The 14943-nt window shown below is 62.1% G+C and carries 15 protein-coding genes; 12 read left to right on the top strand and 3 right to left on the bottom strand.

Features of this window, described 5'->3' with window-relative positions:
- Positions 1-167 precede the first annotated feature (167 nt).
- From mdcA to madM, 9 genes are all read left to right on the top strand, one after another.
- Positions 168-1838 carry a malonate decarboxylase subunit alpha gene (mdcA, locus tag EPZ47_RS27945; protein ID WP_135847609.1) on the top strand — a complete coding sequence of 557 codons (1671 nt, stop codon included), beginning with the start codon at positions 168-170 and terminating at the stop codon, positions 1836-1838.
- On the top strand, positions 1839-2714 hold the full coding sequence (locus EPZ47_RS27940) for a triphosphoribosyl-dephospho-CoA synthase (RefSeq protein WP_135847608.1): 876 nt from the start codon (positions 1839-1841) through the stop codon (positions 2712-2714).
- Positions 2714-3013, top strand: a complete 300-nt coding sequence (locus tag EPZ47_RS27935) for a malonate decarboxylase subunit delta (protein ID WP_003206454.1) — start codon at positions 2714-2716, stop codon at positions 3011-3013. The genes EPZ47_RS27940 and EPZ47_RS27935 overlap by 1 nt, the downstream gene beginning before the upstream one ends.
- Positions 3006-3857, top strand: a complete 852-nt coding sequence (locus tag EPZ47_RS27930; protein WP_135847607.1) for a biotin-independent malonate decarboxylase subunit beta — start codon at positions 3006-3008, stop codon at positions 3855-3857. The genes EPZ47_RS27935 and EPZ47_RS27930 overlap by 8 nt, the downstream gene beginning before the upstream one ends.
- Positions 3854-4657 carry a biotin-independent malonate decarboxylase subunit gamma gene (mdcE, locus tag EPZ47_RS27925; RefSeq protein ID WP_135847606.1) on the top strand — a complete coding sequence of 268 codons (804 nt, stop codon included), beginning with the start codon at positions 3854-3856 and terminating at the stop codon, positions 4655-4657. The genes EPZ47_RS27930 and mdcE overlap by 4 nt, the downstream gene beginning before the upstream one ends.
- Complete coding sequence (locus EPZ47_RS27920; protein ID WP_238346690.1) at positions 4651-5274, top strand: malonate decarboxylase holo-ACP synthase; 624 nt, start codon at positions 4651-4653, stop codon at positions 5272-5274. The genes mdcE and EPZ47_RS27920 overlap by 7 nt, the downstream gene beginning before the upstream one ends.
- Positions 5271-6191 carry a malonate decarboxylase subunit epsilon gene (gene mdcH, locus EPZ47_RS27915; RefSeq protein WP_135847604.1) on the top strand — a complete coding sequence of 307 codons (921 nt, stop codon included), beginning with the start codon at positions 5271-5273 and terminating at the stop codon, positions 6189-6191. The genes EPZ47_RS27920 and mdcH overlap by 4 nt, the downstream gene beginning before the upstream one ends.
- Before the next feature lie 67 nt (positions 6192-6258).
- Positions 6259-6651, top strand: coding sequence for a malonate transporter subunit MadL (gene madL / locus EPZ47_RS27910; protein ID WP_135847603.1), 393 nt, complete (start codon positions 6259-6261; stop codon positions 6649-6651).
- A 5-nt stretch (positions 6652-6656) separates the two neighbouring features.
- Positions 6657-7421 (top strand): malonate transporter subunit MadM, encoded by a 765-nt coding sequence (gene madM, locus EPZ47_RS27905; protein WP_135847602.1) that lies wholly within the window; start codon positions 6657-6659, stop codon positions 7419-7421.
- Positions 7422-7532: 111 nt separating this feature from the next.
- Here madM and EPZ47_RS27900 read toward each other — a convergent pair whose 3' ends face one another.
- On the bottom strand, positions 7533-8447 hold the full coding sequence (locus EPZ47_RS27900; RefSeq protein WP_135847601.1) for a LysR family transcriptional regulator: 915 nt from the start codon (positions 8445-8447) through the stop codon (positions 7533-7535).
- Positions 8448-8732: 285 nt separating this feature from the next.
- Here EPZ47_RS27900 and trhA point away from each other — a divergent pair, with 285 nt between their 5' ends.
- Positions 8733-9350 carry a PAQR family membrane homeostasis protein TrhA gene (gene trhA, locus EPZ47_RS27895; protein ID WP_135847600.1) on the top strand — a complete coding sequence of 206 codons (618 nt, stop codon included), beginning with the start codon at positions 8733-8735 and terminating at the stop codon, positions 9348-9350.
- A 158-nt stretch (positions 9351-9508) separates the two neighbouring features.
- Here trhA and EPZ47_RS27890 read toward each other — a convergent pair whose 3' ends face one another.
- On the bottom strand, positions 9509-10228 hold the full coding sequence (locus EPZ47_RS27890) for a 16S rRNA (uracil(1498)-N(3))-methyltransferase (RefSeq protein ID WP_135847599.1): 720 nt from the start codon (positions 10226-10228) through the stop codon (positions 9509-9511).
- Positions 10229-10302: 74 nt separating this feature from the next.
- Positions 10303-11709: an adenosylmethionine--8-amino-7-oxononanoate transaminase gene (locus EPZ47_RS27885; protein ID WP_135847598.1), complete on the bottom strand. Its 1407-nt coding sequence runs from the start codon at positions 11707-11709 to the stop codon at positions 10303-10305.
- Positions 11710-11954: 245 nt separating this feature from the next.
- On the opposite strand from EPZ47_RS27885, the gene EPZ47_RS27880 reads away from it, so the two are divergent.
- Both EPZ47_RS27880 and EPZ47_RS27875 read left to right on the top strand, forming a co-directional pair.
- On the top strand, positions 11955-13712 hold the full coding sequence (locus EPZ47_RS27880) for a flavin monoamine oxidase family protein (protein ID WP_135847597.1): 1758 nt from the start codon (positions 11955-11957) through the stop codon (positions 13710-13712).
- A gap of 668 nt (positions 13713-14380) precedes the next feature.
- Complete coding sequence (locus tag EPZ47_RS27875) at positions 14381-14932, top strand: cytochrome b (protein WP_135847596.1); 552 nt, start codon at positions 14381-14383, stop codon at positions 14930-14932.
- The last annotated feature ends 11 nt before the right edge of the window (positions 14933-14943 follow it).

The raw sequence follows: 14943 nt of genomic DNA, 5'->3' as shown, positions 1-14943 counted from the left end.
ATGCAAGCAGACCCACCGCTATCGCGAGCAAGCTCGCTCCCACATTTTGACTTGTGTTCATCGCAAACCATTACTCCAACCGTAACGATCCGCCGCTAAGCTTGATTGATACCCTCGCCCCAACACTCCTAATGTGACCCCCACGACAGCGAACCCGTGGAGTGGTCATGACAACAACAATATCCCCCGACTCGCGCTGGACGCGGCGGCGCGGCGAAAAGCAGCGGCGTCTCGAGCTGGTGAAGGGGCTTGCCGACGGTGTGGTGTTGCCCACCGACAAGATCGTGGCGGCGTTGGAGGCGTTGATTCTGCCCGGCGACCGTGTGGTGTTGGAGGGGAATAACCAGAAGCAGGCGGATTTTCTCTCGCGCTCACTGGCCAAAGTCGACCCGGCGAAGCTGCACGATCTGCACATGATCATGCCCAGTGTCGGCCGGTCCGAGCACCTGGACCTGTTCGAACGCGGCATCGCCCGCAAGCTCGATTTCTCCTTCGCCGGCACCCAGAGCCTGCGCATCAGCCAGTTGCTCGAAGACGGTTTGCTGGAGATCGGCGCGATTCACACCTACATCGAGCTCTATGCCCGATTGGTGGTGGACCTGATTCCCAACGTGGTGCTCTCGGCCGGTTTCATGGCCGACCGCGCCGGCAATATCTACACCGGCCCCAGTACTGAAGACACGCCGGCGCTGATCGAGCCGGCGGCGTTCAGTGACGGTATCGTCATCGTCCAGGTCAACCAGTTGGTGGACGACGTCAGCGACTTGCCACGGGTCGATATCCCGGCGTCCTGGGTCGATTTCGTGGTGGTGGCCGACAAGCCGTTCTATATCGAGCCGCTGTTCACCCGCGACCCGCGCCACATCAAGCCTGTGCACGTGCTGATGGCGATGATGGCGATCCGCGGGATCTACGAAAAACACAACGTCCAGTCCCTCAATCACGGCATCGGTTTCAACACCGCCGCCATTGAACTGATCCTGCCCACCTATGGCGAATCCCTCGGCCTGAAGGGCAAGATCTGCCGCAATTGGACCCTCAATCCGCACCCAACCCTGATCCCGGCCATTGAAAGCGGTTGGGTCGAAAGCGTGCATTGCTTCGGCACCGAGCTGGGCATGGAAAACTACATCGCCGCCCGCCCCGACGTGTTCTTCACCGGACGCGACGGCTCGCTGCGTTCCAACCGCATGGTCTGCCAACTGGCCGGGCAGTACGCGGTGGACCTGTTCATCGGCGCCACCTTGCAGGTGGACGGCGACGGACATTCCTCGACGGTTACCCGTGGTCGCCTGGCCGGTTTTGGTGGTGCGCCGAACATGGGCCACGATCCCCGTGGTCGCCGTCACGGCACGCCAGCCTGGCTCGACATGCGCCACGGCGACGGCGAGGCGCCGCTGCTTGAGCGTGGCAAGAAACTGGTGGTGCAGATGGTCGAGACGTTCCAGGAGGGCGGCAAACCGACCTTCGTCGAGACCCTCGACGCGGTGGACGTGGCGAAGAAGGCCGGCATGCCCCTGGCGCCGATCATGATCTATGGCGACGACGTCACCCATCTGCTGACCGAGGAAGGCATTGCCTACCTGTATAAGGCCCGCTCCCTGGAGGAGCGCCAGGCGATGATCGCCGCCGTGGCCGGGGTCACCGCCATCGGCCTGCGTCACGACCCGAAAGACACCGCGCGCATGCGCCGCGAAGGGCTGATCGCCTTGCCCGAAGACCTCGGTATCCGTCGCACCGACGCCACCCGTGAGTTGCTGGCCGCCAAGAGCGTGGCCGATCTGGTGGAGTGGTCCGGTGGCCTCTACAACCCGCCCGCCAAGTTCAGGAGCTGGTAAATGCACGCCTTTAACCTGCAATCTGAAAGATTGTCCTTGGCCGAGCGTCTGGCCGATATCGCGGTGGATGCGCTGATCGACGAAGCCGACCTGTCGCCGAAACCGGCCCTGGTGGATCGTCGCGGCAATGGCGCTCATACCGATCTGCACCTGGGGCTGATGCACGCCTCGGCGCTGTCGCTGTGGCCAGCATTCAAGGAAATGGCCGACGCTGCCCTTGACTGTGGTGAGATCGGCTTGCCGTTGCGCGAAGCCCTTGGGCGGATCGGCCGTGAGGGGGAAGCGGCGATGCTCGCGACCACCAACGGCGTGAACACCCACCGGGGGGCGATCTGGGCCTTGGGCCTGTTGGTGGCCGCGACAGCGTTGGAGCCTGAAGCCAGTGTCGCCAGCTCCGTCACTTTACGTGCCGCCCGCCTGGCCTTGCTCAACGACCGCTACGCGCCCCAGCCCTTGAGCCACGGCGCCCAGGTCGCCCAACGCTACGGCGTGCGCGGTGCCCGGGAAGAAGCGCAATTGGCGTTCCCGGCCGTTACCGGTCTGGGCTTGCCGCAACTCAAGCGCAGTCGCGCGGCGGGCGCCGGTGAGCAGAACGCGCGGCTCGATGCCTTGCTGGCGATCATGACCACCCTGTCCGATACCTGTGTGCTCTATCGCGCTGGCGAGCCGGGTTTACAGGCCATGCAACAGGGTGCCAAAGCGGTACTCGATGCCGGTGGCAGTGCGAGCCTGGGCGGTCGCCGCCAGTTGCACGCACTGGACCAACAACTGATTGCCTTGAACGCCTCGCCTGGTGGCGCTGCCGACTTGCTCGCCGCCTGCCTGTTCCTCGACCGTATCGAACGCGGCGATGGCCTCTTCCCTGGAGTGTGCTGATGGAAACCTTATCCTTTGAATTTCCCGCCGGGCAGCCGCCACGGGGCCGGGCGCTGGTGGGCTGCGTCGGCTCGGGCGACCTGGAAGTGCTGATCGAACCGGGCCTGGCGGGCAAACTGACCATCCAGGTGCAGACCTCGGTCAATGGCAGCGAACAACGCTGGCAGCACCTGTTCGCCCGCATGTTCGACGGCCAGACGCCGCCAGCCCTGTCTATCGACATCCACGACTTTGGTGCCACCCCCGGCGTGGTGCGCTTGCGCCTGGAACAGGGCTTCGAGGAGATCGGCCATGACTGACAGCGCAGCGTTGCTCAACAAGCACAGCTTCGTCGAACTTGGCGCCCGGCAACGGGCGAAAGCCTTGCTCGATGACGGTACCTTTCGTGAACTGCTCGACCCGTTCCAGCGGATCATGTCGCCCTGGCTGTTGCGCCAAGGCGTGGTGCCGCAAAGCGACGACGGCGTGGTGATCGCCAAGGGTTCGCTCGATGGCCTGCCGGTGGTGATCGCCGCCATTGAAGGGGCGTTCCAGGGTGGCAGCCTTGGTGAAGTCGGCGGGGCGAAGATTGCCGGCGCGCTGGAGCTGGCCGCCGAGGACAACCGCAAGGGCATCCCGACCCGCGCCGTATTGCTGCTGGAAACCGGCGGCGTGCGCTTGCAGGAGGCCAACCTCGGGTTGGCGGCGATTGCCGAGATTCATTCGGCGATCGTCGACCTGCGTCAGTATCAGCCGGTGGTCGGCGTGGTGGCCGGCAGCGTTGGTTGCTTTGGCGGCATGTCCATCGCCGCCGGGCTGTGCAGTTATCTGCTGGTGACCCAGGAAGCGCGGCTGGGCCTGAACGGCCCGCAAGTGATCGAGCAGGAAGCCGGGATCGACGAATACGACTCCCGCGACCGGCCGTTCATCTGGAGCCTGACCGGCGGTGAACAGCGTTTCGCCACGGGACTGGTGGACCGTTATGCGGCCGATGATGTCACGCAGATCCGCCAACAGGTCAGCCAGTTGCTGCACCTGGGCGTTCCCGCCGAACACCGCAGCGGCCAGGCCGAGCTGTTCCTGCAGCGCCTGGCTCGATTGGACACGCAAGTGCAAATCGAACCGGCAGCGGTTCGCCAGTTGTATCAGGGAGAACGCCCATGAGTGCGTATTCATTAAGAGGCTTGCGCTGGTTCGAGGCATTGAGTGACGGCGCCAAACCGTTGGAAGGATTGCCCGCTTCGTTGAAAGTCGCCGATACCAAGCTGGGTGAGCACAATGTGCGCCTGCTGGCGGTGGTCGCTGATCCCGACAGTCGTTTTCCCCGCGCTCGTAATGGTGAAGTTGGCCTGCTGGAAGGCTGGGGCCTGGCCAAGGCGGTGGATGACGCCATCGACGCCGACCGCAATGCCCCCCACAAGCGTGCGCTGATCGCCATTGTCGATGTGCCGAGCCAGGCTTATGGCCGGCGCGAAGAAGCGCTTGGCATTCACCAGGCGCTGGCCGGCGCGGCGGACAGCTATGCCCGTGCGCGGCTGGCTGGGCATCCGGTGATCGGTTTGCTGGTGGGCAAGGCGATGTCCGGGGCGTTCCTCGCCCACGGTTATCAGGCCAACCGACTGATTGCCCTACGCGACCCGGGGGTGATGGTCCACGCCATGGGCAAGGCCTCGGCGGCGCGGGTCACCCTGCGCAGTGTCGAAGAGCTTGAGGTGTTGGCCGCCAGCGTGCCGCCGATGGCTTATGACATCGATAGCTTCGCCAGCCTGGGTTTGCTCTGGGAAACCTTGTCGGTTGAGCAAATCGAACAGCCGCTGGCCAGGGATCTGGCGCGGGTCACCGATTGCCTGCAACAGGCGATCAACGATGTTGCCGGGGCGCCTCGGGACTTGCGCAGTCGCCTGGGGGCGACCCATCGCGCCGCCTCCAGCACTGTTCGCCAATTACTGAGAGCGCAGTGGTGAACGTCTTGCTTGCCCATGACTTGCTCTGGGGGCTGACCCCGGCGCAGTTGTCTGCGGATACGCCGGCGTGGGCCGTCGAATCCATCAGCCTCGGGCAACCGGTGGTCATTCGGCGCGCAATGACGACACCGGGGCACGTCGCGGTGGGCGTGCGAGGTGCATCACGGGAGCAACGTTATGCCACCTCAATGCCGGTGGCCGCCATCCAGCGTCGGGTGCGTCCGGAGGACTTGTGCTACGTCGAGCCCCACCGCGACTTGCCGGCCCTGCAAGCGCTATCCCACCTGCGCCCGCTGCTCGACGCCAGTGGCTGGAGCTGGGGTGTCAGCGGTAGCGCGGGATTCGAGCTCGCCAGTGGTATCGAGGCGTTGCATGAGCGCAGCGACCTCGACCTGATCCTGCGCACGCCGCAGCCGTTGGATCGCCTCCGGGCCAGGGATTTGCTGAGGCAACTGGATACGTCGGTTTGTGCGGTGGACATGCAATTGCAGACCCCTTTTGGCGCCGTCGCCTTGCGCGAGTGGGCGGGTTCAGCGCGCCGGGTCTTGCTCAAGGATGATGTCCAGGCAAGGTTGGTGAGCGATCCTTGGCAGCCGTCGCTGGAGCAGGTCGCGTGAGCAGCCTCTTGGTGTTCCCCGGCCAGGGTGCGCAGCGAGCAGGCATGCTCCATGGCCTGGCGCCGCAAATTCTGGGCGAGGCGAACGACGTGCTCGGTGAGGACGTCCTGCAGTTGGACAGTGCCGAGGCGCTGCAATCGACCCGTGCGGTGCAGCTGTGTTTGTTGATCGCCGGCGTGGCGGCATCCCGTCGGTTGCTGGAACAGGCGCCCGCGCCGGACTACGTGGCGGGGCTGTCCATCGGCGCCTATCCGGCGGCGGTGGTGGCCGGTGCGCTGGGGTTTGACGATGCGTTGCGGTTGGTCAGCCTGCGGGGTGACTTGATGCAGCAGGCGTATCCGCAAGGCTACGGCATGACCGCGATCATCGGCCTGGACCTCGCGGCAGTGGAAGCCTTGCTGGCGCAGGTGCACAGCGACCGCACACCGGTCTACCTGGCCAACATCAATGCCGATAATCAGGTGGTCATTGCCGGCAGCGACGAGGCCATGAGCAACGTTGCCAGACAGGCGCGAAGCCTGGGTGCCGGGAAGGCGTGCCGGCTGGCGGTGAGCGTGCCGTCCCATTGCCCATTGCTTCAGACCCCGGCGCAGGCATTGGCCCAAGCGTTCGCCGAAGTGGCGTTGAAAGTACCTGCCTTGGGTTATCTCAGCGGCAGCCGAGCCCGGCCGGTGATCAGCAGCGAGGCCTTGCGCGACGACCTGGCGTTCAACATGTGCCGCATCGTCGATTGGCGTGGCACGGTGCAAAGCGCCTACGAGCGTGGCGTGCGGCTACAGATCGAACTGCCACCCGGTGCGGTGCTGACCGGGCTGGCGCGCCGGGTGTTCGAGCAGGGTACCGTCATGGCTTTCGACGGTGCCCGCCTGGACACCTTGCAGGCGCTGCTCAGAGAGGAGGGAAACCGCTACCCCTAAACCACCGACTCAAGCTGGCGAAGCACAAAAACAACAACTTCGACGATGCATTTTGAGGACTACAACAATGATTATCTACGGTGTGGCGTTTCTGGCCTTTTGTACCCTGGCGGGTATTTTCATCGGTGAGCTGCTGGGCAAATTGATCGGGGTGCCGGCCAACGTCGGTGGCGTCGGCATTGCGATGCTGTTGTTGATCGGCCTGGGCAGTTACCTGAGCAAGCGCGGCCTGTTCAAGGGCAAGTCCGAGGCCGGCGTGGAATTCTGGAGTGCGGTCTACATTCCCATCGTGGTGGCGATGGCGGCCCAGCAAAACGTCTACGGTGCGCTCAAGGGCGGGCCGATGGCGATTCTGGCCGGGACCCTGGCGGTGGTGATTGCCTTTGCGTTGGTGCCTGTGTTGGTGCGTATCGGCAACAAAGGGCCTGAAGCCGATGTTTCCGTGAAGACGGTCGGGTGATCGCCATGTACGAATCGATGATGAAAGTGATTACCGGCTACGGCCTGATCAGTGGTTTTGCGATTGTCGGCATCACCATGTGGGTGTCTTACTGGATCAGCAACACGTTCACTAAAGGCCGCTTGCACGGTTCGGCCATCGCCATTCTGTTGGGCTTGGTGCTGTCGTACATCGGCGGTGCGATGACCGGCGGGCAGAAAGGCGTGGTGGACATTCCGTTGCTGTCCGGGATCGGTTTGCTCGGCGGTGCCATGCTGCGGGACTTTGCCATTGTCGCCACGGCGTTTGGCGTGAGTGTCGAAGAACTCAAGCGCGCCGGTTTCGTCGGGGTGCTGGCGCTGTTTGTCGGGGTGGGTACCTCGTTCATTGCCGGTGTCGGAGTCGCAATGGCCTTCGGTTACACCGATGCGGTGAGCCTGACCACCATCGGCGCCGGGGCGGTGACCTACATCGTCGGGCCGGTCACCGGCGCGGCGATTGGCGCCAGTTCCGAGGTCATGGCGCTGTCCATTGCCGCAGGGTTGATCAAGGCAATCCTGGTGATGGTCGCGACACCCTTCGTGGCACCGCTGATTGGCCTCAACAATCCGCGAAGCGCGGTGATCTTCGGTGGCTTGATGGGTACTTCCAGCGGTGTCGCCGGTGGCCTGGCGGCCACCGATCCGAAGCTGGTGCCCTATGGCTGCCTGACGGCGGCGTTCTATACGGCGCTTGGATGCTTGTTGGGGCCTTCGTTGTTGTTTCTGATCATGCGGGGGTTGATGGGGTAGGGCTTAGTCTTTTTGCTGACAGGACTGGCCTCATCGCGAGCAAGCCCGCCCCCACAGTCGACCGAGTGTCCCTGTGGGAGCGGGCTTGCTCGCGAAGGCCGCGACTCGGTTTCAAGCCTGGCGATTGGCATACATCCGGCATTCAGCCAACAGCGCCAGCAAATTCGGATCGCGTTCCTTGGCCTTCAGGAACACCACGCCAATGTGCTGTTGCAACCGGTATTTTTCCTGCAAAGGGATCAGTTTCACCCGATTTTCATACACCGCCGCAATCCTGCCCGGCAGCAACGCATAACCCACCCCGGAACTGACCATGCTCAGCAGGGTGAAGATGTCGTTGACCTGCATCGCCACCTTCGGCTCGAACCCCGCCTGCTTGAACACCCGAATACCGTCTTGATGCGTGGCAAAACCCTGGGTCAAGGTGATGAACGTCTCGTCGCGCACCTCGGCCAGATCCACTTCGGCACGTTGGGCAAAGGGCGAATCAGCTGGCGTGGCGAGGAAGATGTCATCGGAAAATAGCGCGATATGCTCGCAATCCGGGTCGTTCACGCTGTCGTCCAGGGAGATCAGGATCGCGTCCACTTCCATATTTTTGAGCTTGTACAGCAAGTCGATGTTCGAGCCCAGGATCAGGTCGATATTGAGTTCGCTGCGGCGAATTTTCAGGCCCATGATCAACTGCGGCACGGTCTTGACCGTCAGCGAGTACAGCGAGCCCAGCTTGAAGCGTTCGGCAGAGAAACCGGCGGCCTCACGGGTCAGGCGCACACTTTCGACCACATCCTGGATCAGTTTCTGCGCCCGCTCTTCCAGTACGTAGGCGCTTTCCAACGGTGTGAGGTTGCGGCCTTCGTGCTTGAACAACGGACAACGCAGGGCGCTTTCCAATGAATGAATGGCCCGGTGCACGCTGACGTTGCTGGTCTGCAACTCGGCCGCCGCCCGCGCCAGGTTGCCGGTGCGCATGAAAGCCAGGAACACCTCGAGTTTCTTCAGGGTCAATTCTTCGTCGATCAGCATGGGGCGGACTCTTTTTCGTATGACCTGATTGTGCCCCAATAGGCCTTTGTGATGAGGAAATTCAACCGTGGCGAATATCTGTTGAAGGACCTTCAATTGTGGCGAGGGAGCTTGCTCCCGCTGGGTGGCGTAGCCGCCCCAAGATTTTGTGAGCGCTGCGCACTCAAGCAGGAGCAAGCTCCCTCGCCACAGGTTTTGTATTTGGCTGGCTTGAAGCAAAACATTGCACTTTGAGACGCCAAGCCTGAGCCTTGGCGTCTGTTCTGGAATGTGAGGTGGGATGGGATGTATCACGGCGAACGACTCAACGCCTGGACGCACCTGGTCGGAGCGGTGGCGGCTTTCATCGGGGCGGTGTGGTTGTTGGTGATTGCCGGGATGGCCGGCGATCCTTGGAAGATCGTCAGCGTGGCGATCTACGGTTTTACCTTGCTGGTGCTCTACAGCGCTTCGACGGTTTACCACAGCGTGCGCGGGCGCAAAAAACAAATCATGCAAAAGGTCGATCACTTTTCGATCTACCTGCTGATCGCTGGCAGTTACACGCCGTTCTGCCTGGTGACCCTGCGTGGGCCGTGGGGCTGGACGTTGTTCGGGATCGTCTGGGGACTGGCGCTGATCGGGATCCTGCAGGAGATCAAGCCACGTTCCGAAGCGCGCATCTTATCGATTGTGATCTATGCGGTGATGGGTTGGATCGTGCTGGTGGCGGTCAAGCCGCTGTTGGCGGCCCTGGGCAGCGCCGGGTTTGCCTGGCTGGCCTCGGGCGGCGTGCTGTACACCGTGGGCATTATCTTTTTTGCGTTGGATCACCGGCTGCGGCATGCCCATGGGATCTGGCATCTGTTTGTGATCGCCGGCAGTTTGCTGCACTTCGTGGCGATTTTGTTTTATGTGCTCTGACTCATGAACCCATACCGCCGAATTCATGAACACCACTGTTTTACTGTGGGAGCGGGCTTGCTCGCGAAAGCGGTGGGTCAGCCAACATCGATGTCACTGACCAATTGCATTCGCGAGCAAGCCCGCTCCCACCATGGTTCCTCAGTGGCCGCAGGCGATTAGAAATCCCCCCACAACTGCTGCGCCACGGCCAGCGCCACCACCGGCGCGGTTTCGGTGCGCAGCACCCGGGGGCCGAGGCGGGCTGCGTGGTAGCCGGCGGTCTTGGCCTGCTCGACTTCAGCGTCCGACAAGCCACCCTCGGGGCCGATCAGGAACGCCAATGCCTGCGGCTTGGCATGGCTAACTATTGGCTCGGCCACCGGGTGCAGCACCAGCTTGAGCTCGGCTTCGGTCTGCTTCAGCCAGTCAGCCAGCAGCAGCGGCGGATGGATCACTGGCACGCTCGAACGCCCACATTGCTCGCAGGCGCTGATCGCCACCTGGCGCCAGTGCATCAGGCGTTTGTCGGCGCGTTCATCCTTGAGGCGTACTTCACAGCGCTCGCTGAAAATCGGCGTGATTTCGCTGACACCCAGTTCCGTGGCTTTCTGAATCGCCCAATCCATGCGCTCGCCCCGGGACAAACCTTGGCCGAGGTGGATACGCAAGGGCGATTCAACCTGCCCGGTGAATTGCTCGTCCAACTGCACCCGCACACGTTTCTTGCCGACTTCGGCCAACGTGCCGCGAAACTCCTGGCCGGAGCCGTCGAACACCTGCACCGCATCGCCCTCAGCCATGCGCAGCACACGGCCGATGTAGTGGGCCTGGGCTTCGGGCAATTCGTGGTCGCCGAGGCTCAGGGGGGTGTCGATGAAGAAGCGGGACAGTCTCATGCTTTGTTCTCTACTGAATCTGAATTCGACATTGCAGCCTGATGGAGTGTCGTTGTGGCGAGGGAAAGTTGTCGTCAGCCCGGATCACGGAAGCCGGGATGGAAATCCTTCGGTACCGCCACACTGACCTTGTCCCGGGTGGCGATGTCGATGCCTTCGCTGGCCACTTCCGCCAGGAAATCGATCTGCTCCGGGGTGATCACATACGGCGGCAGGAAATACACCACGCTACCCAGCGGGCGCAGCAACGCGCCGCGTTCCAGGGCATGCTGGAACACCGCCAGGCCGCGACGCTCCTGCCATGGGTAGGCGGTTTTGCTGGCCTTGTCCTTGACCATCTCGATCGCCAGCACCATACCGGTCTGGCGCACCTCGGCGACGTTCGGGTGGTCTGCCAGGTGCGCGGTGGCGCTCGCCATGCGCTGGGCCAGGGCCTGGTTGTTTTCGATGACGTTGTCTTCTTCGAATATATCCAGCGTCGCCAGGGCCGCCGCGCAGGCCAGTGGATTGCCCGTGTAGCTGTGGGAATGCAGGAAGGCTCGCAGGGTCGGATAGTCGTCGTAGAACGCGCTGTAGACCTCGTCGGTGGTCACGCACGCCGCCAGTGGCAAGTAGCCGCCAGTCAGCGCCTTGGACAGACAGAGGAAGTCCGGGGTGATACCGGCCTGCTCGCAGGCGAACATCGTCCCGGTGCGCCCGAAGCCGACGGCGATTTCGTCGTGGATCAGGTGCACGCCGTAGCGGTCGCAGGCCTCGCGCAGCAGTTTCAGGTACACCGGGTGATACATGCGCATGCCGCCGGCGCCCTGGATCAGCGGCTCGACGATCACCGCCGCAACGGTGTCGTGGTGCTCGGCGAGGGTCTGCTCCATGGCGGCGAACATGTTGCGTGAATGCTCCTCCCAACCCATGCCTTCAGGGCGGTGGTAGCAGTCGGGGCTGGGCACCTTGATCGTGTCCAGCAGCAGCGCTTTGTAGGTTTCAGTGAACAGTGGTACATCGCCCACAGACATCGCCGCGATGGTCTCGCCGTGGTAACTGTTGCTCAGGGTGACGAAGCGTTTTTTGTCCGGCCGGCCGCGATTGATCCAGTAATGAAAGCTCATTTTCATCGACACTTCGATGCAGGACGAGCCGTTATCGGCGTAGAAGCACCGGGTCAGGCCCTCGGGTGTCATCTTCACCAGGCGCTCGGACAGTTCAATCACCGGTTGATGGCTGAAGCCGGCGAGGATCACATGCTCCAGTTGATCGACCTGATCCTTGATCCGCTGATTGATACGTGGGTTGGCGTGGCCGAACACGTTGACCCACCAGGAACTGACGGCGTCGAGGTAGCGCTTGCCTTCGAAATCTTCCAGCCACACGCCTTCACCGCGCTTGATGGGGATCAGTGGCAGCTGTTCGTGGTCTTTCATTTGGGTGCAGGGATGCCACAGCACCGCGAGGTCGCGTTGCATCCACTGGTTATTCAGGCCCATTTACAGTCTCCTCGAGGCGGCTCGCGGCGAGCGCGGGCAAAACAATCGCGCAAGCCTATGCAATGGCGGCCCTGGGGACAACCCATTGTGTCTTTCACGCTACTTTGAACGAGGCGATAGACGCCGCTGGCGGCGCTTTGATGGCTGACGTATTCTTCGCCGTTCCCTGAGCCGCCGGGCTCGAAAAACCGAGAGCCGCCTGGCTCGAAAACTGAAATTTCCTACGTTAATCCGGAGTTCGTTGAATGTCTGCTGGTTGGCTGCGCGCCTGTGCGCTGGTGATGATAGGGCTGTTCAGCGTTTCGGCGCTGGCCAAGGACAAGCAACCGACGGCTATCGTCGTTGGCGGCGGCCTGGCGGGACTCACGGCGGCCTATGAGCTGCAGAACAAAGGCTGGGCCGTGACCCTGCTGGAAGCCAAGCCGAGCCTGGGCGGTCGGTCGGGCATGGCCACCAGCGAGTGGATCGGCAACGAGAAGACTCAGCCGGTGCTGAACAAGTACGTCTCGACCTTCAAGCTGAGCACTACGCCGGCCCCGGAATTCGTGCGCACCCCCAGCTACCTGATCGACGGTACCTACTACACGGCCGCTGACCTGGCGACCAAGCAGCCGGCAACGGCCGAAGCCCTCAAGCGCTATGAAACCACTGTGGACGACCTGGCGCGCTCGATTGAAGACCCGCAGAACCCGGCGGCCAACAGCACGTTGCACTCGCTGGACCAGATTACCGTGTCCAACTGGCTCGACCGCCTGCAACTGCCGGCCACCGCGCGTCAGTTGGTGAACCAGGAAATTCGCACCCGCTACGATGAACCTTCGCGCCTGTCACTGCTGTACTTCGCACAACAGAACCGGGTCTATCGCGGTGTGTCCGACCGTGACCTGCGGGCTTCGCGCCTGCTGGGCGGCAGTCCGGTGCTGGCCCAGGCCTTCGTCAAACAGCTGAAAATCATCAAGACCAGCTCGCCGGTATCGGCCATCTCCCAGGACAAGGACGGCGTCACCGTCAAGGTCGGCAGCGTTGGTTATCAGGCGGATTACGTGGTGCTGGCCGTGCCGTTGCGCGCGCTGAACAAGATCCAGCTGACCCCGGCCCTGGACGCCCAGCATCAAGGCGCGATCAAGGGGACCAACTACGGCTGGCGCGACCAGATCATGCTCAAATTCAAGACCCCGGTCTGGGACAGCAAGGCGCGCATGTCGGGCGAGATCTACAGCAACACCGGCCTGGGCATGATGTGGATCGAGCCGGCCATGAAGGGCGGCGCCAACGTGGTCATCAACCTGTCCGGCGACAACGCCCGGGTGATGCAGGCCTTCGGCGACAAGCAGATGGTCGATCAGGTGCTGATCCGCCTGCACGCGTTTTACCCACAGGCACGTGGGGCATTCACCGGTTATGAAATCCGCCGCTATAGCACCGACCCATCCATGGGCGGCGCATACCTGGCCTTTGGTCCGGGCCAGATCAGCAAATACTGGCGCCTGTGGGAAAAACCATTGCAGCGCATAGCCTTTGCCGGCGAACACACCGACACCTTGTACCCGGGCACCCTGGAAGGCGCATTGCGCAGCGGTCAACGCGCAGCCAGCCAAGTCGAAGACCTGGCGGCGGGCAAGTCGTTTGAACCGGCCAAGGTCGTTCCGGCTGCAACGGCAGCAGCGGCCGGTGCGGTGGCGGCGAAGAAGGGCAACTTCTTTACCAACCTGTTTGGTGGCTCGGACGACGACAAGAAGCCGGAGCCGGTGAAGGCACCAGAGCCGGTAGCGCCGCCAGCACCGACGCCTGCTCCAGCGCCAACCCCGGCACCTGCACCGGTAGAAGCGCCGAAGCCCGTGGCCCCAGTAAAAGCCCAGCCTGCCAAGAAAGCACCAGCGAAGAAACCGGCAGCCAAGACCCCGGCCAAAAAAGCCCCGGCCAAGGCGCCGGTAAAAAAGGCTGAGCCGGCGAAGAAGCCAGTGGCCAAACCGGCGACGCCCCCTGAGACCCAGGTTCAGTAACGTTCAGGCGCAAAAAAAGCGCGACCCACGGGTCGCGCTTTTTTTTATCCAGCATTAGGCGTGCACTGACGCTGCGGCCCAGAGCCCGGCGTTGCGCAACGAGCGCTATCGTCCTACACGCTTCGGCGATATATCGGAAACTTCCCACCAGCTAACAGGATGGAAGTGATAGAGCGCACCCGGTCATAGGCCCTAGGCTCCTCAAAAAACTGGAGCGTTTATGAAAACTCTAATAGCGATGATCATATTGGTAGCACTGTCAGGGTGTGTATCTGGCGAATGCAGGGACCCTTTAACAATTCCGATGATCCCAAAGAGAGATCCGCAGCTAGCGTACAAGTGCACGATCGACCCCTTTAAGCCCGAGTGCTCGGTAAATTAGCACTTCAAACTATCAGGATTTCCTGAGTATTAGAGACGGATAGGGCCCAGCGCAGATATTTCATGACATAAAACCGTCGTAAGCAGCCCGCTCGCGATGAGGCCCTACTCAAGCACGCGATCGGTGCCCACCCCCGCCATTACGTAGCGTATTCGATTTAATCTTTCCTTAACCCACCCCCTCCAGACTGATGATCGTATTTCTCGATATTTCAAAGCGAAAATTTCCGCTTTAAATCGATAGATAACTCGCTAGTCTTGGTCGCAGTTTTTACAGGATATGAGCAATGCAGCTACGCAACTCTTCTTCTCGCTATGGCTGGGTCAGTATCGCTCTGCACTGGGGCGTTGCATTGGCGGTGTATGGACTGTTCGCGCTGGGCCTGTGGATGGTCGGCCTGGATTACTACAGCACCTGGCGTAAAGACGCACCGGACCTGCACAAGAGCATTGGCCTGGTGCTGCTGGCGGTCATGTTGCTGCGGGTGATCTGGCGTTTTGTCAGCCCGCCACCGCCGACCCTGCCAACCTACGGACGCCTCACCCGTGCAGGCGCCAAGCTCGGTCATCGTGCCCTGTATCTCGGGTTGTTCGCCGTGATGATTGCCGGTTACCTGATTTCCACCGCAGACGGTGTCGGGATCCCGGTGTTTGGTTTGTTCGAAGTACCCGCGCTGGTGTCCGGACTGCCCGATCAGGCAGACGTCGCTGGCCAGATTCACCTGTACCTGGCGTGGGCGCTGGTCATTTTTTCCGGCCTTCACGCGTTGGCAGCATTGAAACACCACTTTATCGATCGTGACGCGACCCTCAAGCGCATGCTGGGGCGCCAAGCCTGATGTTCAACCTC

The organism is Pseudomonas viciae (genome assembly GCF_004786035.1).
Classification (GTDB): Bacteria; Pseudomonadota; Gammaproteobacteria; order Pseudomonadales; family Pseudomonadaceae; genus Aquipseudomonas; species Aquipseudomonas viciae.
Note: the sequence above shows the minus strand (reverse complement) of the source record. Positions and strands in the feature narration are given on the sequence as shown.